The organism is Ruegeria sp. D4, from assembly GCF_056534475.1.
Genome location: NZ_JBQFPJ010000005.1, coordinates 193,071 through 219,083 on the forward strand (window position 1 = coordinate 193,071; position 26,013 = coordinate 219,083).

General features: G+C 52.8%; 20 protein-coding genes and 1 pseudogene. 12 read left to right on the forward strand and 9 right to left on the reverse strand.

What is annotated here, in order from left to right:
• Position 1: 1 nt before the first annotated feature.
• From ACR0MI_RS10170 to ACR0MI_RS10195, 6 genes are all read right to left on the reverse strand, one after another.
• Positions 2 to 769 (reverse strand): enoyl-CoA hydratase/isomerase family protein, encoded by a 768-nt coding sequence (locus tag ACR0MI_RS10170; protein WP_170680589.1) that lies wholly within the window; start codon positions 767 to 769, stop codon positions 2 to 4.
• A complete protein-coding gene (locus ACR0MI_RS10175) occupies positions 766 to 2,337 on the reverse strand; it encodes a CoA-transferase (protein ID WP_170680592.1) in 1,572 nt (523 codons plus the stop codon). Before ACR0MI_RS10175 ends, ACR0MI_RS10170 begins: the two co-directional genes overlap by 4 nt.
• Entirely contained in the window at positions 2,337 to 3,338 is a 1,002-nt protein-coding gene (locus ACR0MI_RS10180; RefSeq protein WP_170816694.1) for a Gfo/Idh/MocA family protein, read from the reverse strand. Before ACR0MI_RS10180 ends, ACR0MI_RS10175 begins: the two co-directional genes overlap by 1 nt.
• Before the next feature lie 218 nt (positions 3,339 to 3,556).
• The gene (locus tag ACR0MI_RS10185) at positions 3,557 to 4,381 is read right to left on the reverse strand and encodes a TauD/TfdA family dioxygenase (RefSeq protein WP_170816693.1); all 825 of its coding nucleotides are present in this window, start codon (positions 4,379 to 4,381) and stop codon (positions 3,557 to 3,559) included.
• A 43-nt stretch (positions 4,382 to 4,424) separates the two neighbouring features.
• The gene (gloA2, locus tag ACR0MI_RS10190; RefSeq protein WP_480441292.1) at positions 4,425 to 4,832 is read right to left on the reverse strand and encodes an SMU1112c/YaeR family gloxylase I-like metalloprotein; all 408 of its coding nucleotides are present in this window, start codon (positions 4,830 to 4,832) and stop codon (positions 4,425 to 4,427) included.
• A 20-nt stretch (positions 4,833 to 4,852) separates the two neighbouring features.
• On the reverse strand, positions 4,853 to 5,227 hold the full coding sequence (locus ACR0MI_RS10195; RefSeq protein ID WP_170816692.1) for a winged helix-turn-helix transcriptional regulator: 375 nt from the start codon (positions 5,225 to 5,227) through the stop codon (positions 4,853 to 4,855).
• Positions 5,228 to 5,357: 130 nt separating this feature from the next.
• On the opposite strand from ACR0MI_RS10195, the gene ACR0MI_RS10200 reads away from it, so the two are divergent.
• Entirely contained in the window at positions 5,358 to 5,966 is a 609-nt protein-coding gene (locus ACR0MI_RS10200; protein ID WP_170816691.1) for an NAD(P)H-dependent oxidoreductase, read from the forward strand.
• Complete coding sequence (locus ACR0MI_RS10205; protein WP_170680619.1) at positions 5,953 to 6,672, forward strand: glutathione S-transferase N-terminal domain-containing protein; 720 nt, start codon at positions 5,953 to 5,955, stop codon at positions 6,670 to 6,672. Before ACR0MI_RS10200 ends, ACR0MI_RS10205 begins: the two co-directional genes overlap by 14 nt.
• A 63-nt stretch (positions 6,673 to 6,735) precedes the next feature.
• Here the strand turns inward: ACR0MI_RS10205 and ACR0MI_RS10210 are convergent.
• Both ACR0MI_RS10210 and ACR0MI_RS10215 read right to left on the reverse strand, forming a co-directional pair.
• Positions 6,736 to 7,441: pseudogene (locus tag ACR0MI_RS10210) on the reverse strand (IS6 family transposase).
• Positions 7,442 to 7,472: 31 nt separating this feature from the next.
• Entirely contained in the window at positions 7,473 to 8,273 is an 801-nt protein-coding gene (locus ACR0MI_RS10215) for a hypothetical protein (protein WP_170816690.1), read from the reverse strand.
• A 374-nt stretch (positions 8,274 to 8,647) separates the two neighbouring features.
• Between ACR0MI_RS10215 and ACR0MI_RS10220 the strand changes: the two genes are divergently transcribed.
• From ACR0MI_RS10220 to ACR0MI_RS10255, 8 genes are all read left to right on the forward strand, one after another.
• Positions 8,648 to 9,958, forward strand: coding sequence for a glycosyltransferase (locus ACR0MI_RS10220; RefSeq protein WP_170816689.1), 1,311 nt, complete (start codon positions 8,648 to 8,650; stop codon positions 9,956 to 9,958).
• Positions 9,959 to 10,172: 214 nt separating this feature from the next.
• Entirely contained in the window at positions 10,173 to 11,327 is a 1,155-nt protein-coding gene (locus ACR0MI_RS10225; RefSeq protein ID WP_170816688.1) for an acyl-CoA dehydrogenase family protein, read from the forward strand.
• Positions 11,290 to 12,585 (forward strand): HupE/UreJ family protein, encoded by a 1,296-nt coding sequence (locus tag ACR0MI_RS10230; protein ID WP_170816687.1) that lies wholly within the window; start codon positions 11,290 to 11,292, stop codon positions 12,583 to 12,585. Before ACR0MI_RS10225 ends, ACR0MI_RS10230 begins: the two co-directional genes overlap by 38 nt.
• Before the next feature lie 11 nt (positions 12,586 to 12,596).
• Positions 12,597 to 14,099, forward strand: a complete 1,503-nt coding sequence (locus ACR0MI_RS10235; protein ID WP_480854280.1) for an amino acid adenylation domain-containing protein — start codon at positions 12,597 to 12,599, stop codon at positions 14,097 to 14,099.
• Positions 14,089 to 14,343, forward strand: a complete 255-nt coding sequence (locus ACR0MI_RS10240) for an acyl carrier protein (RefSeq protein WP_170816685.1) — start codon at positions 14,089 to 14,091, stop codon at positions 14,341 to 14,343. Before ACR0MI_RS10235 ends, ACR0MI_RS10240 begins: the two co-directional genes overlap by 11 nt.
• Positions 14,249 to 18,460: an amino acid adenylation domain-containing protein gene (locus tag ACR0MI_RS10245; RefSeq protein ID WP_480441298.1), complete on the forward strand. Its 4,212-nt coding sequence runs from the start codon at positions 14,249 to 14,251 to the stop codon at positions 18,458 to 18,460. The genes ACR0MI_RS10240 and ACR0MI_RS10245 overlap by 95 nt, the downstream gene beginning before the upstream one ends.
• Position 18,461: 1 nt before the next feature.
• Positions 18,462 to 22,283 (forward strand): non-ribosomal peptide synthetase, encoded by a 3,822-nt coding sequence (locus tag ACR0MI_RS10250; RefSeq protein WP_480441299.1) that lies wholly within the window; start codon positions 18,462 to 18,464, stop codon positions 22,281 to 22,283.
• Between the two features lie 220 nt (positions 22,284 to 22,503).
• The gene (locus ACR0MI_RS10255) at positions 22,504 to 22,929 is read left to right on the forward strand and encodes a hypothetical protein (protein WP_170816682.1); all 426 of its coding nucleotides are present in this window, start codon (positions 22,504 to 22,506) and stop codon (positions 22,927 to 22,929) included.
• 1,065 nt (positions 22,930 to 23,994) lie between these two features.
• Here ACR0MI_RS10255 and ACR0MI_RS10260 read toward each other — a convergent pair.
• Complete coding sequence (locus ACR0MI_RS10260) at positions 23,995 to 24,228, reverse strand: hypothetical protein (RefSeq protein ID WP_170477481.1); 234 nt, start codon at positions 24,226 to 24,228, stop codon at positions 23,995 to 23,997.
• Positions 24,229 to 24,311: 83 nt separating this feature from the next.
• On the opposite strand from ACR0MI_RS10260, the gene ACR0MI_RS10265 reads away from it, so the two are divergent.
• Entirely contained in the window at positions 24,312 to 24,974 is a 663-nt protein-coding gene (locus ACR0MI_RS10265) for a hypothetical protein (protein ID WP_480441301.1), read from the forward strand.
• Positions 24,975 to 25,422: 448 nt separating this feature from the next.
• Complete coding sequence (locus ACR0MI_RS10270; RefSeq protein WP_170681967.1) at positions 25,423 to 25,992, forward strand: peroxidase-related enzyme; 570 nt, start codon at positions 25,423 to 25,425, stop codon at positions 25,990 to 25,992.
• The last annotated feature ends 21 nt before the right edge of the window (positions 25,993 to 26,013 follow it).

The following is a 26,013-nucleotide window of genomic DNA, read 5'->3' on the forward strand; positions in this document are numbered from 1 at the left end:
TTCAAAGGCCCGAAAATGTTGGGTTTCGTTTTTCCATGAACGCCGCGACGCCTTCTTCGCGGTCCGCCGAGGCGGCAATTGCTGCACTGCCGAGGGCTTCGACCGCAGCATGGCTGTCCTCACCGACCGCAGCGTGGATCATGTTTTTCGAGATTTCGGTGGCGCGGGGCGACAGGTCGCTAAGATCGGCGGTGATCTCAAGCGCGCGCGCCAGAACCTCGTCAATCACCTCGGTCGCATAGCCTAAAGCCAGCGCACGGTCGGCACCAATACGGCGCCCGAAGAGTGCCATCTCCTTCACCGCAGCCTCGGGGATCAGCCGGGTCAACCGTTGCGTCCCGGACCAGCCCGGCACGATTCCAACCTTGGCTTCGGGCAAGGCCAGCGTGGCGCGCGGGGTCATCAGACGCAGATCACAACAACTGGCCAGCTCCAGCCCGCCGCCAAAGGCGTGGCCATTGATCGCAGCAATCGTCGGTTTGCCGATCCGTGCCAGACGGTCAAAGATCCGATGGCCGTCACGGACCCAATGGCGCGCGAATTCGGCGGGACTCAGACCACCCCATGCGCCAATATCGGCCCCGCAACAGAACGCTTTTTCCCCTGCACCGGTCAGAACAAGCGCACGAATGGATGCGTCACGCTCGACCTCTTGCAGACGAGCCTCCAGCGCATTCAGCATGTCCACCGTCAGAGCATTGAGCTTGGACACGTTGTCCAATGTCAGCACAGCGGTCGCACCCTCGATATGAAACCCAAGCTTGCTCACAGCGTCATCCCCATCGGGCCAACTGCGAACAGAGATTTGGACATCTGAACCGCGTTCTCCGCGACTTTGACGCGACCGCCCGAAGCTTCGACAATGTCGCGTTGCGCCTCAATTCCGGGCATGATTTCCGTCGCAACCAGACCTTGATCTGACAGGCGAATAACGCAGCGCTCGGTTACATACAGCACGTCCTGACCGGTTTCCCGGGCACGGCGGCCGGAGAATGTGACATGCTCGACCTGATCCACCATCTTGGTGAATTTTCCGGGGGCCTTCACACGGATACCGTCATCCGCCAGATCAATCTTGGCGCCGGCTTCGAACCAGCCCGAGAACACGATCTTCTTGGCGCGCGCGGTAATATCGACAAAGCCACCGCACCCTGCAGTCAGATAGGGCTTCTTACCAAGTTTGGAGACGTTCACATTGCCTTCGACATCGACCTCAAGGAAAGAAAGGAACGACATGTCGAAGCCGCCGCCCTGGAAATAGATGAATTGCTGTGGGGACGGCACGAAAGCATGTGCATTGGACGCGCAGCCAAAGGCAAAGCCGGTCAATGGGACGCCTCCAACGGCCCCTTGCTCGATCGCCCATGTCACAGCCTGAGGATGCCCCTCTTCCAACAAGACACGCGGGACCATGGCGCTGATTCCAAAGCCCAGATTGGCGCTCATGCCTGTGCGCAGCTCTTGCGCGGCGCGGCGGGCGATGACCTTTTCGACGCCATGCTCGGCCAGCGAAAAGCTGTCCCAAGGGCGCATAATCTGGCCAGAGATCGCAGGGTCGTACGACGTTTCCGTCGTTTGCATCTGCTTCGGGTCTTCAACGATCAGATCGACCAGATGCCCCGGCACGCGCACGTCATGGGGGCGCAAGCTTCCGGCGGCAGTCACACGTTGAACCTGTGCGATCACGATCCCACCGTGGTTGCGTACACAGATCGCTTGCTCCAGCCCGCCCAGATAAGCACCTTCGTGTTCATAGGTCAGGTTGCCGAACTCATCCGCCGTTGTTGCGCGCAAAACACATACGTTCGGGTTGATGTTCGGAAAGTGCAGCCAGGTCTGACCGTCGAACTCTCTCCGGTTCACGATAGGCGCAGCCGCGCCACGCGCGTTCATCGCGCACCCCTGGCGCACCGGATCCACGAAAGTCTCAAGCCCGACCTGCGTCAGAACACCGGGCCGATGCGCTGCGGCCTCGCGATGCATGTCGAACAGAATTCCCGAAGGCACGTTATATGCGGCGACCCGATCCTCGACGATCATTTTCCAGATTTCCGGCATCTCAAGGCTGGAAGGGCCCGACGGGTATGATCCGGCGAGAACGCGGTTTAGCAATCCATCCTGCGCCAGATAATCCATGCCCTTCACGCCATACATATCCCCGGCGGCGATAGGGTGCAGCGTTGTAATGTTGCGCGGATGCCCCTCCGCGCAAAACCGCTCTCCAAGTGCCTTCAGCACAAGGTCAGGGCACCCCAATGCCGAGGACGACGAAACGGTTACCACCGCATTGTCAGGAATGCGAGAAACGGCCTCGGAAACGGAAACGAGCTTGGTCATCAGAAGCCACCATAGTCTACGTTGATGCGCTTACCTGACGCCGCGGCCTCACGAACGCTCAGCGCGACGGACAGCGATTTCACTCCATCAGTTCCATCCGCAGCTGGACGGCCCTGACCCGCTGTTGCGGCGACAAATTCGGAAACGCCCTGAATGTAGAGCGAATGCTCCGAAAACGGGATTTCTTCGCTTCCGGCTTCTGTCACCAGTTTTATTGCCCCAACTGGGCGCTGCGTCATGACGCCATCCGCAAAAATCGAACCCTTGGTCCCGTGCACTTGCAGGCCCGAACCTGCAAATGGGTGCGTAAAACTTTCATGTGTCATGACCATCGCGCCTGAAGGCATCGTCCAGACGGACATGCACGAGTCTTCGACCCCCTGCCCCATCCCAGAGCTGGCCATTTGCGCGACGACAGAAATCGGGTCCTCATTGAGCAGGAACCGCGTGACATCCGCATCATGAACGACGATGTCGGGGATCACGCCGCCGCCAGCATCTGCTGAGTTGATGCGCCACCCCTGTAGGTTCCCCGGCAAATGTACCGCATGATGTATACGCAGCGAAAGAACGTCGCCGACGCGCCCGTCTGCAATGAGGTCGCGAATGGCACGATGGCTGCCAGAGCATCGCAGGTGGTGATTTGTACCAAAAGTCACGCCAGCCGTTTCGGCTGCGCGCACCATTTCGACACCTTCCTCCTGAGTCATCCCAAGCGGCTTTTCACATAGAACATGCTTACCAGCCAAAATGGCTGCCATGGCCTGACCGTGGTGCTTCTCATTGGTCGAGGAAACATAAACAGCCTGAATGTTCTCGTCAGAAAGCGCAGCGTCCACGTCCGTCGTTGCGTTGGGAATTCCGTGTTCCTTGGCCCAGGTCTGAACCCGATCTGGAGAATGACTGACGACCCAGGTCACGTTGTTGCCTGCCTGCCGGCGCACCGCGTCCAACATGTATTGCGAAGCTATTGTGCTCGCTCCGACAAATGCCCAATTCATCCTCTTACTCCGCAATTGGAACGTTCCAAAATCATTAATGGAACGTTCCAATTGTGACAAGAGAAAATTCGACAGGCATTATATGCACGAGAAAATAAAAAGAAATTTCGACACCGATCGCCCTTTTTTTAATTAGTGCACCGGGAATCGAGGGGGGGGGTGTCACAGCGTCGTCGCGCCCAAACTGAGTCGCAGAGGTCCGCCTTGTGCCACTTGCCTCACGGCTTCAAGGCAATCCCTTCAACCGTCACCCGGTGCATAAGGCGTCGAAAACCGTGGTAGTCGTTGATTGCCTTGTGCCACGTGGCTCGGTTATCCCAAATGGCGATATCCCCTGCCTGCCAACGGAGGCGGCATTGGAATTCGGGCTGCTTGCAATGATCATAGAGCATCCCAAGCACGGCCGCAGACTCATCTGCGCTCAACCCCTTGATTTCGGTGGTGAACACAGGATTGACGAACAGCCCACGCCTGCCACTAAGCGGATGCGTGATGACAACGGGGTGCAAGGCGTCTTGCGTGGCAGCTTCGGCATTACCCAGCCTTCCGCTTTTTGCGGCCTCTGATTCCATGTTGCTGGAGCCAAAGACATGGCGAGAGGAATGCACCGCCCACAGGCCATTCAGAAAACCACGCATCGTGGGCGACAGAGCCTCATAGGCAGCAGCCATTGACACAAACAGCGTGTCGCCGCCTTGCGGCGGGACTTCCAAAGCGTGCAGAATTGAGCCCATGGCCGGTTCCTGATCATAGGAGTGGTCGGTATGCCAGCCCTCTCCCACAGCCTCTTTCTGATCTTTCTCTTTCAAAACTGTGGCGATCTCGGGATAGCCGTCGACAGGTTTGAAAAAGCGGTTCACGTTAATCGGGCCGAACCTTCGCGCAAAGGACAGATGCTCTTGCGGTCTAACGTTTTGGCCCCTCAGTACGACTACGGAATACTTTGTGAAGGCTGACTTAATCGCGTCGAATTGATCTTCATGCCGGATGTCCGCCCCGACGATTTCAGCACCCAATCCACCGGTGAGAGGTTTTTCTTCCATGCGCATTCCCCCCTGCTTCGCTCAGCCTAAAGAACGGGAAACATCACTTCAACGCAGTCGGCGCGGCTTCATACAATTCCAAAGGAAGATCGTCCGGATCACTGAAAAAGGTAAAACGGCGTCCGGTATATTCATCGACACGGATGTCTTCGACGGGAACACCCTTCTGTTCCAATCTGTCTTTCAACTTCTCGATATCGTCTACAACAAACGCAAGATGCCGCAGACCCAGCGCCTCGGGGCGGGACGTGCGTTTGGGCGGGTCGGGAAAGGAAAACAACTCAATCTGAGTACCATCCGGCAAAGCCAAGTCCAGCTTCCAAGATTGCCGTTCGGCCCGGAAATTTTCCGCAACTATCTCCAACCCAAGCGTTTCTGAATAAAATGCCTTGGACTGCTCATAGTCCGAACAAATGACCGCAGCATGGTGGATTGCTTTCAAACTACCCAAAGACTCATTCCCTCATATTATCAGATGGTTCGATCCAACTCCTGAGGTAATTCTTCGCTCCACTTTCGAAGCTCTTCAAGAAAACCAAGAGCTGTCTGGCCAAATTCGGTAACCGAATATTGCACGGAAACAGGAGCGGTATCCATTACCTGCCGGCGAACCAGACCCTGCCCCTCAAGTTGACGTAGTCTTTCAGTGATCATCTTCTTGCTGGCACCGCCGATCATGCGCGACAGATCGTTGAAGCGCACTGGGCCATCTCTAAGGTGCCACAAGATCGACCCCGTCCACTTTCCGCCAATAATCCGCATACCGCGTTCGATTGCACATGGTTCCTGACAGGCCTCGGAGACCTTTCGGCGCCCTTTGGCATCCTCATCAATTCGCGCCCGCATCGTCGTCCCTTCGCTCAGACACCTAGGTTACCAAAAGTATACTAGTTGATTTATCACACCTTCGCAATCAAATGCTCTCTGAACCCGCTGAAAGTCAAGGGTTCAGAGATAGTACCTATAGGATATAGACATGAGCAAAATCCTGATCGTCAACGGCACCCAGCCCTACGAATTCGCCCCCGGACAGTTGAACGCCAGCCTCGCCAAACGCGCACGTGACACGCTGACCACAATGGGTCACGACGTGCGTGTGACCACCGTCTCCGACGGCTATGATGCAAATGCTGAGGTCGAGACGCATCTGTGGGCCGATACAGTCATCATTCAGTTCCCGGTGAACTGGATGGGGGTACCGTGGATATTCAAAAAATACATGGATGAGGTATATACGGCTGGCATGGATGGCCGCATGTGCGCAGGTGACGGTCGAACGACCGACGCGCCCAAAGCCAATTACGGTACCGGGGGCACACTAAACGGTAAGAAATACATGCTGTCGGTTACGTTCAACGCCCCAAAAGAAGCGTTCGATGATGCGTCCGAGCCTTTCTTTGCGGGCTCCAGCGTCGACGACCTGTTAGCGCCGATGCACCTGAACGCAAAGTTCTTTGCCATGCAACCCCTTCCGACTTTTGCTGCATTCGATGTTATGAAGGACCCGGAAATCGAGGCCGATTTCGCTCGATTTGACGCGCATCTAAAAACCACATTTGCCGAGCTTGAACATGTCCCAGCCTGATATCCATCTCTACACCGCTGGAACGATGAACGGGTACAAGCCGGTTATCTTCCTGGAGGAGGCAGGCGTCCCCTACGACCTGACACATATCAATTTTTCCAAGCAGGAACAGAAGGCGCCGGATTATCTGGCGCTGAACCCAAATGGAAAGATCCCGACAATTGAGGATCGTTCGGAGAGGCGCGCCATCTTCGAATCCGGTGCGATCCTGTGGCATCTCGCCGAAAAATACGGAAAATTCCTGCCTTGGGATCCGGTCAAACGGTCAGAGGTCATGCAGTGGATGTTCTTTCAGGTCGGCCATATAGGCCCAATGATGGGACAGGCGATGTACTTCCAGCACATCGCCGCACCAAACGGCCACGAAGAGCCGTTCTCAATCCGCCGCTACGTGGACGAAAGCCGCCGCTTGATGGAGGTGATGAACACGCGCCTGGATGGGCGTGAATGGATCGCCGCGGACGAATACACCATCGCTGACATGATGCTGTACCCATGGGCACGCGCTTATGTCTGGGCGCGGGTAGGAGTGTCGGACTTGCCGCATCTGAATTCGTGGTTCCACCGTATTGATGCCCGGCCCGCCGTGCAGCGCGCGCTGACGATACCCAAGGCAAACCCGCAGTTCTGGGATGCCGACGCGGATGCCAGCGCCTTTGCAAAGGAAAACGCGGCGCGGTTCTCCAGTGATGTGAAAGGAACCTGAACCGGTAAGAGACGTTGTCAGACAATTTCGAACCAGTCTCAGCTGGGTCAGTAGAACTGCTCTTTACACTGCGCCAGGTTCGCGCCACTCAGCGAGAGCGGCGGTGTGTCAGCTTGAAGGTGTCACGGCTGGTCAGCGATCTTGCCCGGTTGAAGTGGTTTTAGACGGAGGAATGGACGGAGGCGCATTTCTGTAAGCTTCGCATGCGCCTGAAACGCTGCATCGCGCGTTCGCGTCGTCGAAACGGCAGGTGCGAATTCTCGACGCGGTTGTTGAGCCACCTGCCCGTCCTTTGTTTTTCGGTAGCGCCGAGCTCTCTGAGCGCGACTCTGTATGAGGCGAAGCGATCCGTGACGACGGTTTCCGCTTTGCCGTGTCGCTTCATCAATTTCTTGAGGAATTTCAATGCCGCCTGCTTGTTTCGACGTCTGGTAGCGATTGCTTCCAGCACCTCGCCTTCGTGATCAACGGCCCGCCAAAGATAATGACGCTTACCATTGACCTTCACGAAAACCTCGTCCACGTGCCACTTCCATTTGGAGTATGCGCGCAGCTGCTGAACACGCTTACGTCTGATCTCAGCAGCAAACATCGGGCCAAACCTGTTCCACCAATATCGGACGGTTTCGTGGCTCACGTCGATGCCTCGCTCGTGCAGCAGATCTTCGACATTCCGAAGCGAGAGCGGGAATCGGATGTAAAGCATCACCGCAAGGCGGATGATCTCTGGGCTGGTTTTGAAGTACTTGAAAGAGGCAGGTCTGGTCATGGGCAAAAGCTACGCAACCGCCCTGCCCCGCTCAAGCAAAGTTCTTCTGACAAGACCCTTTTTGGTGCCTACCGGCTGAGAGACCAACACCTGATCTGCTTAATTGGTCTACGACATTTGGTGAAAAATATCTTGCCAGACTGGCCCGCTTTCTCTCAGTCGATAGGAGATTGCTAACGAGCCGCCGAGATCGCGCAACAACAACAGCAAGCCCCGCAGACAATATCACCACGACCAGTAATTCTGTGGCGGCATATCCGAGAAACAGAAAGTTGAGGTCAGCGCCTGCGGCAAGCCAGGCTTCGACTGTCTGTTCCGGCAGATCTAAATTACTGTATGCACCTGGCAGGCTCAAAAACCATACCCACATGCCGGCGCGAGCAATGATTATACTGATTCCACACCAGACAACCAGGAAAGGTCGAAAACTAAACGATGCCTGCATAAGAAACATCAAAAAATAAAGAAAACGCGCGGTATCCATCGAAATAGCCGGCGGCAACGAAGCGCCGGAAAACGGCACACTGAGGCTGAAAATTACCGCTAGAAATAGGCAATCTAACGTAACGAACACGTACTGAATGCTGCGTCCGCCAAGACGCGAGTAAGCCGCGATGTACTGCAAACCGCCAAGCAAAACAAAAGCGAAGATTTCAAGAAGAACAAAAAAATGCGATAGTCCAGTCTCCGGGCTGTCAATGGCCTGCCACAGGAGAACAAGCGAAAGAGAAATGGTTCGGACCTTTGCGGCGAGCATCATGCCTTGGCGTTCTTCCTCAGCGAAACCCGCGCCGCTGCGTAATAGTGCTCTTTCTCGATTGGTTTCCGACATGCGCCAGTTAGTCTAACCCAAGCATGTCAAATCGCTAAGTCTTTCACGCGAAACGGGCGGAGAAGCAATACAACGCCGTCCGCTTCGGTCTCGGTGCAGCCGTTCGCCTGAGTATCGCGAGCGACCGCTATGCGGACAATGCTGCCATTCGTTGCAGCATGGCACCCATTAGAGTACTGGTGAATTCTCAGCTAAAGGGACCCCGCTAGACTTAGAAATTGAGATTAAGTCAATGAAAGGTGTTTGATTCCTTCTATGCAAGGGCGGACATCCGGCTCCAAGGATCGAGAAAAGTCGAAATCGGTTATCAAATTTTGACCTAAACAACGAAGTGGTCTTGACTGGAAATTCAACCGGATCACTTTCATAGGCCGATGAGCAAGCGATTGGCGATAATATCAAGTGGTTTGACTGGCCCGCTTAATGGTGCTGTGCAGTTTGCAAACGAAGCAAGATCTATTGGTTGCGACGTCTGCTTGTTTGCACCAAAATCGTCCTCTGAGTTAATTTCGCATTTCGACTTGGAGCATTACGAGATTCCCACGCCGCGAGTCGACGCTTTTGCACCACTACTTTCGCCGGAACAGCGCCGAGCTTTAACTGCCGAAGATCGCTTGAATGCTGCAATAAATGCCCTTGGCGTAAATGATTTCGCCGCCTCAATCGCTGCTTTTCAACCGGATGTCATCTTTGTCGACTGTGAACTCCATGCACATATCATTGTTGGCTTGTCTTTGGGACTGCCAATCATCCAGTTTAGCAACATGTTCTTGTCGCCGCCCGGACCCCGGGCTCCTCCCTTGAACAAACGAACGTGTCCAGGTGTCGGAGTACGCGGAAGTCGAATTGGCGTCTCGATTATTTGGATAAACTTCCTGCTTTGGAAGTTCAAAAAAGCCCTGAGACTCAAGTCCAAGCACGACGGCGCAGATTTCTTGACGGCGCTGCTCGAACTCGCCCGACGTTACAACGTTCCTATAGCAAGAAAAGTACGGCTGATTTGTTGGCAAATGCCTTGGACTTACAAGATTCCGACCGTGTTGTTTCTCCCGCAATCGGTTGACTTGCCGACACATCTTTACCCGGATTTTGAGTACTTTGGGGCGATGGTATTACAAGATCGGCCAGAAAAACCTTATGACAGCGAACTAGTGTGCAGATTTTGTTCGGCGCGAGGCGCGGAGAAGCGCATTTTCATCGGCTTCGGCACAGTTATGAAACCCAAGTTTGATTTACTTGCCAACCTTTGGGAAGTCGCAAGCAAGCATCCAGAGTGGCGGTTCCTATTTGCTGCAGGTCAGAATTGGGAGGATGGTAGCAGTTGTGACTACCCACCCAATGTTGATGTTGTGGCTTGGGTCCCCCAACACCAGATTCTAAAGCATACTCACCTTGCAATAATGCACGGAGGCACAGGCGGTTTTATCGAAGCCGTTGAGGCTGCAACACCTGTTCTCTTGTATCCACATATCAACGATCAGCAGGGCAGCGCAGCCAGAGCCGTCTTTCATGGAATTGGTCGTGCAGGGCGCCACACGGATACTGTCGAAAAGATCGAAACTGATATTCAAGAACTGCTGACCGACCCAAAATACAAAAAGAATTGCAAGGCAATGCAGGCTGCTTGCCAGCAGGAGAAGGTTGATGGAGGGCTGGCTGATTTTTTGCAAATTGTCACCAACTAAAGTAACAATAAATTTCAAGTAAAATAGATAATTAGGGCATTTATCAATCGACTCAAAGGGTGCCCAAGACTGCCGTCTACCGTTTGATGAAGAACAGTAATGCGCTTTCTGCACCATATTTCCGTCCAAACATCTAAATTTCAATTTCTGAATGGGATGATCCGGCCGGCTTCGACGTGCGTACTAGATTTAGTACAGCTAATAGAATCCGACAGTGAACGAAGCTACGCGCCATATAGACCGCGAAACCAGATGCGCTAGACTGGACTTTGCAAAAGCAAGCCCTGCAGTTTCCGATGGGAACTTACGCGCGGTTTGGAAAGCCGCTGGCGGATGTGGCGCTTTTAAGTTCGTTTTACCCCAAGACCTTGGTGGTTCAATTAACAGTGCCAGTGAGTTCGTTGAAGAAATGTTGCTGTTTGGTGAGTTGTGCGCAGACAGCGGCTTGGCGATGGCCATAATTTCACAGATTTGGACAGTTCAAAGCCCCCTTATTCGATTTGCTTCTCAAGAGCTACAAGACAGCTACTTATCCGGGCTCTTGTCCGGCGAATTGATTGGCGCATTTGCACTTACCGAACCTACGGCGGGATCCGACGCGTTGTCGCTGCAAACGACTGCTGAACACAATCGGGCGGGATACATCCTAAATGGTCAAAAGGCGTTTGTCGGCATGGGGCCTGTTTGCGATTTCGCGATCGTTTTCGCACAAACCGCGCCCGAGAAAGGTCGTTGGGGTTTGTCGGCCTTCGTTGTGCGCGCCGACGATGAAGGGTTTTTGAGAGCTGATAGGCAGGACAAAGTTGGATTGAACTCCGTCCCCATGGGACAGCTTGAGTTCCGTGACTGCTGGGTTCCGGAGGCCCGCAGAATTGGACGAGAAGGCGCCGGAGCTACGATTTTACAAGCCACGCTCGACTGGGAGAGGTGCTTTATCCTAACAGCGCAAGTAGGCGCGATGCGCCGCCAATTGAACGAGTGCACTGAGCATGCCGTATCTCGTAAGCAATTTGGCAGGTCGATCTCGGAATTCCAATCCGTTTCCAACCGCTTGGCAGACATGCGCGTACGTCTGGAAACCTGCGAACTTATGTTGGCCCGGGCGGCACAGCTGTACGATACCGGACAACCCCTGACGCAGTTTGCGGCGATGGCAAACCTTCACATTTCAGAGGCGTTTCTAAATTCCAGCGTGGATGCAATGCGAACGTTTGGTGGTCGTGGGTATCTGCAAAGTTCAAATTCAGGAACCGATGTGAATGACGCCCTCGGCGGTGTCATCTACTCGGGTACCTCGGACATTCAACGCGAAATAATTGCAAGGATGGAACTTGGAAAAAGTTCCCAACCGAAAAACGGGGGAGACTAAACCAATGCAAAACGCTGATCGCGAATCCACTACCCGCGCCGCGAATTGGACAAATTCGTTTAGTGGATCGTTGGCTGCGCTCTTTCTGTGGGTAGGCGGCTTAATTCTGATAGCCTTCGCAACGCCGGTTCAAGCCCACAAGTTCAACGAGAGCTACGTTTATTTTGACGTCACCGATGACACCCTGAGTGGCAGGATTGAAGCAACGTTGACGGATCTAACCCGAATTCAGCTAGGGGCGCCGGAGGTTTCGACGTCGCTGACTGAGGACGAAGTCCGGCAATCACAAGAGTTCTTCTTCGAATATTTCGAAAATCGCATGAAACTTTTGTCGGATGGGCAAGCCCTTCAGGTTGAATTTGACGACATCACATTTTTTGATTCGTCGGTCGATACGTTCGCTCAACTGCATTTTACTGTTTTAGACATCGAGCAAACCCCGACAACTATCGAGATGGCCTATGACGGCCTGTTCTCTGACGTCGACCCAACCCACCGAGGTTATGCACTTATTGGAAGCAATACCCGAAACGGGATGGACGAGAACGAGGCCTACATCTCGCTGATTTTCGCGCCGGGCGATGGCACAAAGGCCCTTTATCTGAACGATGAACCGGCAGGCGATATTGCGCGAACGTTCTTTGTGCACGGCGTTTGGCACATCTGGCTTGGGTTTGATCACGTTCTGTTTTTGGTGACCCTGCTGTTGGGAGCGGTCATGCGGATCGAGAACCGGCATTGGGTTCCATCCGAGAACATCCGCGAAAGCCTGTTGGAAACTGTCAAGATCGTAACGGTGTTCACGATCGCCCATACTATCACACTTTGTCTCGCAACCTTCGAAGTCATAACCCTGCCCGTGACGCTGGTGGAGGCGGTTATCGCTTTCTCGATTGCTGCCGTCGCCGTCGGCAACCTTGTACCTCGTTTTCACGCAAGTTCTTGGAAGGTCGTCTTTCTGTTCGGGATATTCCATGGCTTCGGCTTCGCAAATGTGCTCGAGCCACTTGGCCTCGACCCCACACGCAAGGCGCTTGGGCTGGCTACATTTAATATTGGAGTTGAGGTCGGGCAACTCGCCATCGTAGTCGTTTTGTTCCCAATCTTCTTTGCTTTGCGGCGCCTGACGGCCTACCGCGTTGTGTTTCTGCAATTTGGTTCCGCCGCCCTGATCGCAATTGCAATGTTCTGGTTCTACGAACGAACGATCGGCTGGTTCCCGCAGTTCGGTGACGCCGTTGTAATGGTGACCCAATGATCGAAACGGGCTTGTTTCTGGACGACGCACTCAGGCGGTACGCGCAAGTAACGCCCGAAGCTGCGGCGGTCAGCACGCTGGGGGAAATTACCACTTACGCTGCGCTAAATTCCAAAGTCGACAAGATTGCAAAAGCACTAATCACTTTGGGCGTAGAACGCGGTGATAGAGTGGCTGTCTGCTCGGTCAAAGGCGCTGAAACCATCGCGGCGATTTACGCCATCCTCCGCATCGGAGGCGTTTATGTACCGATTGATCCCGCAGCACCGGCCGAGCGCATTGAGGCGCAAGTATCGATCGTTTCGGCCAGAATGGTCATCGCCGACACAGCGCGCAAAACTAAGTTTTCGAGCGCTTTTTCCGAAAGCCAGCTGTTTGACATTTCGCAACCGCTGGATGAAATTTCGGGCAGTCCAAAAGTCGTTTGTGGTCCGGATAGGCGTGCCGAGGATCCTGCTTACATCCTCATGACATCCGGGACCACCGGCGCACCAAAGGGCATAGTCCATACCCATAAAAGCGGGTTGGCCTACGCAAAGATGGCGGCGAAACTGTGCGCGTTACGCGCGTCAGATCGAGTGAGCCACCACACCCCTATTCATTTCGACATGTCGATTTTTGATATCTTCAGCACCGCCCAGGCCGGAGCTTGCACCGTAGTTGTTCCCGAAATGCATGCAAAACTACCTGCAAGCCTTTCGGAGTTGACGGAGAAGGAGAGGATCACTGTTTGGTACTCTGTCCCATATGCCCTGATCCAAATGGTAGAACGCGGCGTGCTGGAGGATCGAAACCTGGAAGCGCTGCGGATCGTCATGTTTGCCGGAGAAAAAATGCCTCCGGCTGCTTTGAAGGCGCTGTCCAAACATACCCCAAACGCAAAATTCCTGAATGCCTACGGTCCGACCGAAACGAACCATTGCACGACAGCCGTGATGACGCATGCAGAGTTGGACGGAACCAGCTCGTTGCCTATTGGACGTCCGGATATTGGAGTGACCGCTCGTATCGGGATCGGACCTGAAGATGAGGAAACCGGAGAACTCCTGATCGCTTCTGAACAGGTCATGTTGGAGTACTGGCGCGATTCCGGGCTGACTGAAGCCGCGTTTTGCGATCTTCCAGACACCGACGGAAGTGTGCGTAGATTCTACCGTACCGGCGACATCGTTCGAAGAGCGGAAAGCGACGATATTTTCTTGATCGGACGCAAAGACCGCCAAGTAAAACTCAGGGGTTTTCGCATCGAACTGGATGAAGTCGAACTTGCTTTGGTCAACACGCCACTGGTTACCGAGGCGGTCGCGACAGTATGCGGCGATGAAATCCATGCGTATGTCACCGGCGGTTCAAAAGAAGATCTGTCAAACGTTCGGTCCAAAGTAGAAGCTGTTTTGCCGCGCTATGCCGTGCCTCATCACATCGAATGGCTTGAAGAAATGCCCCGCACTTCGACGGGCAAGATAGACCGTGCCAAGCTCGCCGGGCAGAAAGATACACAGCATGCAGCCTGAAGAACAAATACAGGCTTTGCGCGATTACGTTCGCGTCACGCTGTTGGGCGGCCTAAGAGTGACAGACGACGAAGAACTGTTGCTAAGCGGAATGATCGACTCGTTGGGCGTCATGTCTTTGGTTTCGTTCGTCGAACAGACCTACAGCATTGAAATCCCTTTGGAGGACGTCACGCTGGAAAACCTCAGTTCTATCACTGCAATTTCCGTTTATGCCGAAAATCGGCGCTTCGCAGTTTCCTGAGGTGGCCAACATGTCGCATCCATTGTCTGAAAGCCAACTGAGGTTCTGGAAAGGCCATCTCCTGCAACCGGATCTGCCAGCTTACAATATGGCTTGGCGATTTGACCTGAATTTCGAGGTAGACCCAGAGGTGTTTCGACGGGCGCTTTTCGAAACGGTTCAGGACAATGAAATTCTGCGCACGGTTTTTCGAGAAGGGACTGATGCGCTCATTCAAGTTGTCAAAGATGCAGTTGAAGGGCTTCTGGAGTGTAAGGACGCCAGTCAGTCGCCTGGTGCGGCAACTGAATTGGAGCGTGAGCTCAATGCGTGGGTTCAAATTCCGTTTGATCTAAGGCGTGAAACACTGCGCAGCCAACTGATCAAGTTGGCGGACGACCATTGGGTTTGGGCCGTATGTCAACATCACATCGTGTGTGATGCACAGTCCGGTGCTCTATTGTTTGATCAAGTGTCGCAACGCTATTCGGCTATCGAACACGACGGTGTTTTCACTGCCGAGCCGCTGCCAAGCTTTTTTGAAAGCCCGCCACTTCTCAACATCGCCGACGTACTTTCGGCGCCTTCGCCTTTCCACCCATCGTCCCCACCATACGGTAGTAACGCCAAGCGAGCAGGTTTTTCCAAACGTATTGCTGTGGAGATTTCGCAGGATATACAGCACACGCTTGAGCACGCTGTAACCCAATCGGAATTCCGCCTGTTCACGCCAGACTTGTCGAAGCTTGCAATCTACCTGACGGCCTATTTTGGGTATTTGCATCGGGTCACAGGCGACGACCAGATCACCCTTGGATTGCCATCCCATAACCGCTTGTCGGGCCAAGACAAAAGAACGCTGGGTCCATTTGTCGAAGTTTTGCCGTTAACTGTGGAATTAGACGCTGAAGACACGCTGTTGGATGTACATGTAAAGGTCAAAACCGGGCTGGGCACGTTTTTGAGGCGGGCGAAACCCGGCGCGGTTGCGAACATCGACACGTCGGGCATAAGCGCCGTTTGCAACTACATTCAAGCCGAGTTTGGAAGCTTCGCCGGGAAGCCGGCAACGGTGAAATGGCTCCATAGCGGTGCGCATGACGCGGGCCATGCCATTCGTCTCCATATCATGGACTTTCACGGGAACGGCAAGCCAGAGCTGTTCCTGGATGTACATGAGGAAATCTTAAATAACGTACTGGCTGGGGCCGTGCAGAACCATTTCCTGCGTGTTCTGAAAGCTACGGTCGAGGTTCCGGATACGCGTATAGCAGAACTGGACATAGCTGCAGATGAAAAAGATCGGGCGATTGTATTGGGAAGACAAAACTTTGCGGGTGCGCCCGAAACAGTTTTGGACGCGTTCTCGGCACAAGTTATCAAATCCCCGGATTCAATTGCACTGTCGTGTACCGACGATCAGATAACTTTCCGACAACTTGACCGGCGCAGCGATCAGATCGCGGCTTACCTCATTGGCCTCGGAATCCCGCGTGGGTCTCCCGTAGCGATCAATCTGCCGCGATCCATGGATTTCATTTTGGTCATGTTGGGTGTGTTGAAAGCCAGTTGCAGCTTTGTGCCCATAGCTTCAAATACACCAAGCGCGCGTGCAGAACAGATTGTCAAAATATCAGGTGCCGCGGCAGTATTCGTGCCTTCTGACGATAACCGCGCTTTTTCTTGTCGCAGCTTGAACATCACACTGGTCAATGCAGATACACCACGTACTTTCGAGAGGCCATCTGGCGGTGACCTTGCCTATGTTCTGTTTACATCTGGTTCGACAGGTGTACCAAAAGGCGTTGAGGTTAATCACACAAACCTGTCACGCTACATTCACTGGGCTGCAATGACTTTCACAGGCAACCGCCCTGCGCACTACGCATTCTTTTCTTCAATATCATTCGATCTGACGCTGACATCCTTGTTCGCGCCTTTGGCTACCGGTGGGTCGATCCGTATCTACCCGGAGCACTCCGACCCTGACCTTGCAGTGCTGGACGTGTTTACCGAAGACGCGGTGGATGTCGTGAAGTTGACCCCCTCTCACCTCGCTTTGGCTTGCAAACAGGGTCATGTTGTCGAGCGTATTCAGACGCTTGTTCTGGGTGGTGAGAACCTGACATCCCAACTCTGCCGTAAAGCGACCCAAGATCTATCACCATCTTTGACACTGATAAATGAATACGGCCCAACCGAAGCCGTCGTCGGCGCCATGCACCACACATATGACCCCGAAACTGATACCGAGCTCTCGATCCAAATAGGGTCTCCCGCAGCCGGTGTTTCGGTCAGTGTCAGGGATAAAGGCATGAACCTGTGCCCTATTGGTGTAACCGGAGAAATCGTTATCGGCGGCCGCTTGGCCGAGGGATATCTTGGCGCACCCTCCGAAACTCAAGGGAAATTCTTGGAGGATCCAAAGGCAATTCAGGGCAAGGTTTACCGAACTGGTGATTTGGGTCGTATCAATCGAAACGGACGATTTGATTACCTTGGCCGGGCGGATCAACAAATAAAAATCGGCGGTGTGCGTTTCGAAGTCGCAGAGATTGACCGCGTTTTGCGACAATTGCCGAATGTGAATGCCGTTCATGTCTCGTTCGGATCAGTGCCGTCTACTGGCAGAAACAAGCAGTGTAAAACATGTGGCCTCACGGATTCCGTGCCCGGGGTAGATTTTGTTGAAAACGATCTGTGCCAAATTTGCGCAGAATTCGACAACTATAAAGCCAGGGCGCAGGCCTACTTTAAGGATGAACCCGCGCTACAACGCGAAATAGCGCGTGCAGCCGAAGCGAGCACCGGGAAATACGACGCGGTCATGATGCTGAGCGGTGGCAAGGACAGCACGTACGCCGCCTACCGGCTTGCTGATTACACGTCGCGGGTGCTCGCCGTGACTTTGGACAATGGCTATATCTCTGAAAAGTCGAAGACGAATATTCAAAGGGTAGCAGACGATCTTGGTTGGGATCATCGCTATCTCAGCACTGACAGGATGAACCAGATATTCGTCGACAGCCTTAAAACACACTCCAACGTGTGTCAGGGTTGTTTCAAGGCGCTATACACTTTGGCGTTCCGCACGGCTTTGGCCGAAGGCGCGCCTATGGTGGTGACAGGATTGTCCAGAGGGCAGTTCTTTGAAACACGGTTGACCCCTGACCTGTTCCGCAACGCAGCCCCTTCGTGCTCTCAGCTGGACGATATGGTTACCAAAGCGCGTAAAGCCTATCACGCAAAAGACGACGCGCTTTCTAAACTTTTGGAAACGGATGACCTGAAAGATGGACGCTTTCTGGATCAGATCAAGGTGCTCGACATTTACCGCTACATCGACGTGCCCGTAGCTGAGATTTACGAGTTTCTTGATAAGGAAACTGCATGGCAACGCCCATCGGACACTGGTAGGTCGACCAATTGCCTGATCAATGACACCGGGATCCACTTGCATAAGTCACGCGAGGGGTACCACAACTACGCACTGCCCTATTCCTGGGATGTGCGCTTAGGCCACAAAACCCGCGAACAGGCATTAGAAGAGCTTAATGACGACATCGATACGCAGCGCGTCGAGGCGATCCTGGAAGAGATCGGATTTGACGAGCCCGTCAACCAACAAAAGCTATCCGTTTACGTGGCCGGTCGCGATATCGCGGAACAAGATGTTTGGCAGACACTAGAGGCCCATTTTCCAAGAGGCTTGTTGCCTGACGAAGTGGTTTTACTGAAGGATATGCCGCTTAGCCCCAATGGAAAGGTTGATGCATCCCGTCTGCCCAATGGAAGCAGGCGGGGCGTGCAGCGCTCGGGTTTGGTTCCACCTGAGACAGAAACAGAACAAAAGTTGGTCGACATACTGTCAGCGGTGATGAGTGAACTCCAGATCGGTGCGACCGATGACTTTTTCGATCTCGGCGTCGACAGCCTTGCCGCGATAGAGATTGCTATGAAGGCCAATGAACAGGGTTTTTCCCTGCCTGCGACCTCGCTGTTTGAATACCGAACCGTTCGAGCTCTGGCTGCACATGCAGACAGTTTGTCGTCAGTCAGCTTTAGGGAAGGCCCGGAAGAAACTCTGCTCGATCTGGACGATGATGATCTTTCAAGCATCTCGGAGGCGCTGGGCTGACATGGGATATCCGCAAGGTGTAGCCGACATTCTTCCGCTGTCTTCCGCCCAACGCGGGATATTGTTTCATGTCAATGGCGAGGCGCAGCTACACGGACAATATGTAGCTGTAGTCAGTTGCACATTGCGGGGCCCTCTGGACCCAATGCAGCTTAAAGTTGCGATGGAGTCTCTTGTAAAAGCGCGCGACGTATTCCGAACCGGTTTCATTTGGAAGGGTGTGAAGCAACCCGTTCAGGTCATCCAGGAACAGGTTAGCCTGCCGTGGACCGAATTGGATTGGACTGAGCATTCAGATTTTGAACGGCGGTTCAACGACCTTCTGAAACTTGAGCAGCTACGGCAGTTTGATTTGAAGAGCCCCCCCTTGATGGCTGTTACACTGATCAAGGAAGCGCAAGACTGCTACCGGTTTGTGTGGACAATTCATCATCTTATCAGTGATGGGTGGTCGACCGGCGTTTCGATCAGAGATCTCTTCGACCTTTACCATGGAAAAAGCCCTGCCGGTTCGATTGCGCCAAGTTTCAAAACCTATCTGACCTGGCTCAAAAAACAGGGTCCACTGACGGACACTGCGTTTTGGACCGATTACTTTGTGGGCTTGGAAGCGCCCTGCTTGCTTCCTGAACTGGACAGCCGAAATCAGTCTCCGACCCAGGTCTCGTACGCCGAGCGATTAGGCAGCGACTTGATGGAGAGCGTAAATCGGGCTTCGGCAGAATTGAAGGTAACACCAAATACGGTTTTGTCTGTGGCTTGGGCATCGGTCTTGCGCAGGTATCTCGGGCAAAACGACATCGTGTTTGGTACCACGACTGCAGGACGTCCACCTGAAATCCCCAATATTTCTCAAGCCGTTGGTGCATTCATAAGCACACTTCCAGTACGTTTCAAAATCGATCCGTCCCAATCAGTGGGCGAGCTCCTACAAGACCACGCTAGCAACGAGTTGAAACGACTTAAACATGAGCACGCCTCGCTCGCAGACGTTCAAAGCTGCGCCCCGTTCGCCAGTGGAACCCCCGTGTTCGATACGCTGTTTGTGAATGAAGGCGTTCAGAAACAAGATTTCGTCTTTGACGACATTGAGATCACTGGTCTTAAGACAGCGCAGTTCAGCAATTATCCCTTAGCGCTTCTTGTGACGCCGCAGAAAGATTTGGATGTTGAAGTCTATTTCGACCCAGAACGTATTTCCGCCGAAGCCATTCAGTCGTGCATTGAAAGCTACAAACGCGTCCTGTTTGCAATTGCTAATGATCCTAGAACGCCAATATGCAATTTGATGAAAGACGGTGCCAACCCGATTTACATCTCACCCGCGCCAAAAGCTGAAACTGTCATTCAACGCTTCCTGCAACACGCTGACGCTTCGCCAAATGCAGTCGCAATATCTGACAACCACCAAACGGTAACTTATTCCGAACTGTCGAAACGCGCCCGGCAACTTGCATTTTCATTACGAAAAGCAGGCGTGACTGAAGACGATATAGTTCCTGTAGCTTTGCCGCGCGGCGTGGATGCAATTGCAGCCTTTTTGGGCGTGATGATGTCAGGTGCAGCATATGTTCCGCTGGATCTGAGTTATCCGGAAATTCGTCTCTCGCAGATGATGGAAACGGTCAAGCCACGGTTCATTGTGACGTCACGAGCCTCAAAAAATGACCTGCCCACCAAATCTGCTCATCCGGTTCTAATTGACGTGCTCGATCAAGCGATCCACCCGGACGAAGTTAAGCTCGGTGCGCGTGCCTATGTCATGTTCACGTCCGGGTCAGAAAACAAACCCAAAGGTGTTGAGATCTCTCACTCAGCGCTGACCGTATCAACGGCCGCGCGAGATGAGGTTTACGGTGCTGCGCCCGAAGTCTACTTACTGTTGTCCTCTTTGGCGTTTGACAGCTCTGTTGCCGGAATTTACTGGACCCTTTGCAATGGTGGGCATTTGGTCGTCGCCGAGAAACGCGCCGAGCAAAATCCGAACCAGTTAGGAGAGTTGATCTCCCGACACAAGGTGACCCATACTCTGTGCCTGCCGAGTCTGGCTCGCGCGCTTCTGATGTCTGTACCGCAAAGTGATTTGCAAAGCCTACAGGTTCTAATCGCTGCAGGAGAGGCACTCTACGACAGCCTGCCTCAAGAATTAAAAGAGTTGCTGCCCAATTGCGTATTGATGAATGAGTATGGGCCGACGGAGGGTACAGTTTGGTGCACTTCGTTTGATGCTACCGCTTTTGAAGAGGGCCCGATTGTTCCAATTGGGAAGGCAATTCCCGGAACCTGGGTGGGCGTCTTCGACAACGATGATTGCCCCGCTGAACCGGGGATGACCGGTGAAATCATTGTTGCTGGCCACACAGTCGCTAATGGCTATCTAAACGATACAGAAAAAACAAAAAATCGGTTCTTTGAATTTGGCGGTGAAGGCATCCGGGCGTATAGAACAGGCGATCTTGGGGTTGCTGACGCCACGGGATGCATCACTTTTTTGGGCCGTCGGGACAAACAAGTCAAAATACGCGGACATCGCGTCGAGCTTTCGGAAATTGAGGGTGCTGCTCAAGTTGTTACGGATCAACGCCGTATTGCTGCCGTTTCATTGGCGCTTGCGGGCTCAAATAGCATTTTCATGGTGATAGAATGCGATCCCAGCGACCCGATTTGTGAGGCCACCGCACGTCACATTGAGGCCAGTCTTCCAGAACCGTTCCATCCAAGTTCGGTTGTTGGTGTTGAAGTGTTTCCTATCCTTCCGAACGGAAAGCTGGATCAAAACGCACTTAAGGCCATAGTCACCGAGCACCTGCAATCCAACGTTGGCGCCCCCCCGAAGACAGAGCTTGAGGAGCAAATAGCCGCAATTTTTTCCGAAACGCTGAATACGCCATGTCGGACGAGAAACGGCAATTTCTTTGATTTGGGCGGTGACAGCTTAGCCACGCTTTCTGCCTTTGCACTCGGTTGCGAAAGGGGAATTCACTTCGAACCGACCGATGTTTTTAGCTGTCCCACCGTTGCCAAACTGGCCAAAAGAGTAGCCGAAAGGCGTGCGGGCGAAGTCTTTTCCGAGAACGAAAGCGTCATTCAAATTTCCAGCCTTGGGCAAACCAAATCGACAGTCCTAATTGTACACTGCTCTGTACAATTCAGCCAGTATATAGCTCGAAGCCTGGGCTCGGATCATTCCGTTGTGCATATCCCAAGCCATCGGACAAAAGGCGCTGCTGTCCCGTTAGACCGGTCTATTAGTGAACTTGCATCCGAGGCCATTTTACATTTGAAAAAAAGTAATAGTAGCGGTCCATTTGTACTGTGCGGGTACTCTGCCGGATGTCCGATTGCCATGGAAATGGCGAGGCAATTGGGGCAGGAAAATACTCTTGGCATGATCCTTTTGGACCCTCCATTCAAAATGGTTGGCGCGGAACCTGGTCTGCAACCCTTGTACTTTCGAACCTACAAAAGGCTGCGCTACATTATCAGAGGGTGGAAGCGTCAGTTCAAAGCAAGGCGAGTTGTTCCTGAAATCAAACGCATTCTAGCTGAGCAGCCTGAAGCCGAAGAAGCAAGGATCCGGGGAGTCAAAATTGCCCACGCATTGGCAATAAGCAGTTTTCGCGTGCCCCGCTTTGACCCGCCTGCACATGTGTTTTTGTCGCGTGGCAATCCCTCACTGACTAGTGGCGATGTGTTGGATACGCACTTGCGCGACAAACACCTTTACCGACTAGATTTGAAACATGTGGAGCTCATGAGTCGGCCAGACGTTTTTTCAACTATCGCTTCAGTGATTTCAGAATGCGCATGCCGCGGTACTTGAATAACCTCATCCGAAGAGTCCACTTGATTGTTGCTGCATCATTGACCTTCTATTCAAACGGATGATGGCTTCTGACGCAAAACAGCGTTAACCCAAAACGCCGTAACGCTGCTTGGCGTCATTTTTCTTCTGTATTGCTCGGGTACTTTGCGGCCTAGTTGCCGTTGATCGAAGAGAGCTCGCATCTTAACATTCCTTAACTGACTATTTGGAGGAACTGATGGCACAGAGTGATGAACGAGACTGGTCAGAGATTTTCGAAGAGGCGCGGACTAAAGCGAAAGGAGAGGTTGACGCCTTGATGAATGATATCAAGCCTAGGTTCGAAGAGTTCGTTGAAAAAGCACAGAATGCAAAGTTCCATGATGTGGCTGAAGACGTCCTAGAAGCCGTCGAAAAGATGGCCGGTGAACTGAGACAAAAAGTTAAAGCTAGTTCGAACCACACCGTTAAGTCCAAAACTGCGGGCAAGCCTAAGAAGCAAAGACGACCAAGCTACATCTTAGAGGACGATACGCCAATCTACCGCATGTCGCCAGAAATCAAGTCCAGACACAAATTGACGGAAGCTCAGCTCAAAAAGGCCAAAGAGAAGGCGGCTCTTTGGAAGCCACAGGACGGCGCGTACAAAGGTAAGCGGAATTGATCGAAGCCAACCATTTGAAGTTTAGGTGACGCAATGATTGCGGTATCTTAGACTTGCGCAACCGGCTGCTCTGGGTTCGCAGCGTACATTCTTCGCACTCGGCGTGACCGTCGGTTCTGCGGACCTAGCAGATACAATCGTAGCAACAATATTGAGGCCGCAGGCTAGATAAAGTGCTGACTGGCTCGCGCGAGAAAAATGCACTACCAGTCGCTTGAAGACGAGCGCCAAATTTTGGTTTTCCGATCCCAAACACTGGCTGTGACGCAAGGCGTTGGGTTAGTTCCGTCGCAGTTATATTCTTATCAAAAACGCCGAACGGAACTCGGAGGTGCAAACGGTCGCCTTTAGTAGCCACGAACCTTCTAGTCGTCTAAGTCTGACGCTTCGGCCTTTCGGAATATTATCAACGTCACAAATAGCCCACCAATTAGCAACATGTGAGCCGCCGCGGTAACGCCGAATACGAAGTAGCTTCCAACTATAAGCGAGAAAATCGCACTCCACATCCACGCCAACATTTGCATCAACAAATGGGCAGTGGACAGAGATTGGTTCCTAAGTGGGTTTTTGGTTTCATCCATTACCGAAGCCCATGCCGTTTTTATGTTGAAACTACTATCCATGGTTTTTCTCCCAGATCTAACTGAACCCAAACCCCCGGACCCGACAAAATAAACTGACTAATCGCTCCGCCATTTGGCAAAACTAAAAGGCGAAACGCCGGTCGTCCGTGTTTGGTAGTAATTAAAGTACGTACACATCGCTCCGCTGGACCAAAAAACATGCGCTGCCAGTTCTGGAGGGGACGAGGCAACACGGGATGTCTGCGTTAGTAAGCCAAAACTTAGATCCACTGAAACAGAAGAAAACGCGCTACCGATGGGGGCATCGGAAGTGGAACTTCCTAAATCTTCCCGTGAAAACAAAAGGCCCACGTTCCGCAAACAATCATTTTAAGTAGCTTCTCAAATGGAAACAAAATTAGATGAAACCGCTCTTTAAATACCTTTTCCGCGTTTGTGATTATTTGCGCATCAAAATGAAAGACTGGGACTTCTGTCGCTAGTGTAGACTAAGGAGGACTTCGAGGTCGCGGCAGGTGAGCGGTTCCATAAGTTTGCGATCTTCTCCGTTTAGCGATTTGCCATCAGAAATATGATCTTTCAGCAACCGAGAAATCTGGCTCGTCGACTGATAGTAGAGTTCGGGATTGGACCGGCTCAGGTCAGATAACAAGCGCCGCAGCAGCGCCTTTCGCCGCTCGGCATCGGTTTCTGATTTCTTGTCTTGCAGCATTATCGTTTTACCTGAGAACTCCTACCAAGGAATTAGGGTTCTTTTGCGCCTCGTAAAGCCTATCTGTTTGCCTGCGACTACTAGTGGAGGATCGTCGCGTCGAAGCGAATGAAGGATTCGACTTGATGATAGATCAACTTAAACGTCTTTTTGACCGGAAGACTTACGCGTTTGTACCTTATGAAGCCGCGCAGCAGCATGCAAACTCTGCCGACATGGTCGCGGCACTGAACGCCGATCCCTACTTGATGGTAGCCGATGCGGGACTGCGGCTGATCTCCGTCTTTGACGATTTGCACTACGATCGTGCAGATCTTGATATGTTGTCCGCCCCGATGCGAAGGCGCGCATTGAAAAAACTCGCTCCTTTCGAATATTTTCAGCGATCCGGTTCGGTGATTGAGAACCGCGCTGCTGACATACGCGTTCATATGCCGAAATTCCGTGCGCTTGGTGCATCGCCGTTTGACGCGCTGCGAGAAACATCTATGCGGCCACAAGATTATGCTCTGCTGACCCCAACGCAAGCCGCGGCGCAAATGATTGCGGCCTATGAGGTCGATGCCGCGAAAGAGCTTTTGGCAGCATTGGTCGTAAAACACCCGGCAAATTTGTTGCGTCTATTTGACTTTCTGGAACCTACCCCTTCAAAAGCAGCGGTCCGCGATATGTTGGGCGAGCTGCTCTTTCTGCAACGCGCTGCAGTGGCCAAGGAACCGCTGAAGAGCCGACGGGCATTGCGTTAGCCTGTCAGGGAACATCAATAGTGGAATCGAAGCGCTCAACCATCATGCTTGAATTTTATTCGATCTAAGAGCTTTCAGAACAACAGTCATCGGTTTTGGAGCGTTAGATGAGGGCAAAGTCCGCGACTCAGATATCAAAATCCCAAATTTCTTCGTTCAGTGAACGAATGGCCGCTTTTCTCTCTGCGACGCAGATGATGTCTGAGATCGGTGATATTGCTGCACCTGCGAGGGTTCAGACCTGAGCACTTCCGGTATGGGCTCGATGCGGCCGCTCAGCCAAATTCATTGAACGACTGCAATGCGGACGAAACGGCCGTTCGATGTGCTTGCACCAATATCAGGTTTCACGCCCACACACATCAGAGCAACCCTTTGGAGGATCGCTTGTTCGCCAAAACGCAGATTTCCACTACGGTACAATCAGATGATTTTGTGAGGATTTGATATGAAACGCCTGTTTCCATCCCTGCCCGACGGTGCGAGTCTTAGCCATATTTACAGCGCTTTTCCCGAAAAACTTGGGCCACTGTCCGAGTACCAAAACAGGGTCATGAGAGGTGAGAGCGAACTCAGCATTGCTGAACGCGAGATCATTGCTGCGTATGTTTCGGGTTTGAATGCATGCGCGTTTTGTTTTGGGGCGCATAAGGTACACGCCAAGGCTTTTGGCGTTGAAATCAGCACCATCGAGGCGATGATGAATGACCTTGAAAATGCCGACATTGGCGACCGGCTAAAGCCAGTGCTGTCCTATACTGGCAAGCTTACGACCACCCCATCGCGCATGACCGAAGCCGACGCAAAAGCTGTTTTTGAAGCTGGCTGGACTGAGAAGGCACTTTTTGATGCGATACAGGTCTGCGGGCTTTTCAATTTAATGAACCGCATGCTGGAAGGGACCGGCATCACTGATTATCATTCCGATCCCCAAATGGTCGAAGAAGACGTTCTGGATAATCTTCGCAGCAAAACGTGTTATGTTGATTTGGGGAAATCTAGCGGCCTATTTGAGTGATCATCGTTTGGCGACCGCTGG

Coding starts and splice junctions, on each gene's coding strand:
- ACR0MI_RS10250 (WP_480441299.1), top strand. CDS start 18,462: ATGGGATATCCGCAAGGTGTAGCCGACATTCTTCCGCTGTCTTCCGCC.
- ACR0MI_RS10205 (WP_170680619.1), top strand. CDS start 5,953: ATGTCCCAGCCTGATATCCATCTCTACACCGCTGGAACGATGAACGGG.
- ACR0MI_RS10175 (WP_170680592.1), bottom strand. CDS start 2,337: ATGACCAAGCTCGTTTCCGTTTCCGAGGCCGTTTCTCGCATTCCTGAC.
- ACR0MI_RS10215 (WP_170816690.1), bottom strand. CDS start 8,273: ATGTCGGAAACCAATCGAGAAAGAGCACTATTACGCAGCGGCGCGGGT.
- ACR0MI_RS10260 (WP_170477481.1), bottom strand. CDS start 24,228: ATGCTGCAAGACAAGAAATCAGAAACCGATGCCGAGCGGCGAAAGGCG.
- ACR0MI_RS10255 (WP_170816682.1), top strand. CDS start 22,504: ATGGCACAGAGTGATGAACGAGACTGGTCAGAGATTTTCGAAGAGGCG.
- ACR0MI_RS10240 (WP_170816685.1), top strand. CDS start 14,089: ATGCAGCCTGAAGAACAAATACAGGCTTTGCGCGATTACGTTCGCGTC.
- ACR0MI_RS10220 (WP_170816689.1), top strand. CDS start 8,648: ATGAGCAAGCGATTGGCGATAATATCAAGTGGTTTGACTGGCCCGCTT.
- ACR0MI_RS10195 (WP_170816692.1), bottom strand. CDS start 5,227: ATGCGGGCGCGAATTGATGAGGATGCCAAAGGGCGCCGAAAGGTCTCC.
- ACR0MI_RS10180 (WP_170816694.1), bottom strand. CDS start 3,338: ATGAATTGGGCATTTGTCGGAGCGAGCACAATAGCTTCGCAATACATG.
- ACR0MI_RS10200 (WP_170816691.1), top strand. CDS start 5,358: ATGAGCAAAATCCTGATCGTCAACGGCACCCAGCCCTACGAATTCGCC.
- ACR0MI_RS10185 (WP_170816693.1), bottom strand. CDS start 4,381: ATGGAAGAAAAACCTCTCACCGGTGGATTGGGTGCTGAAATCGTCGGG.
- ACR0MI_RS10270 (WP_170681967.1), top strand. CDS start 25,423: ATGAAACGCCTGTTTCCATCCCTGCCCGACGGTGCGAGTCTTAGCCAT.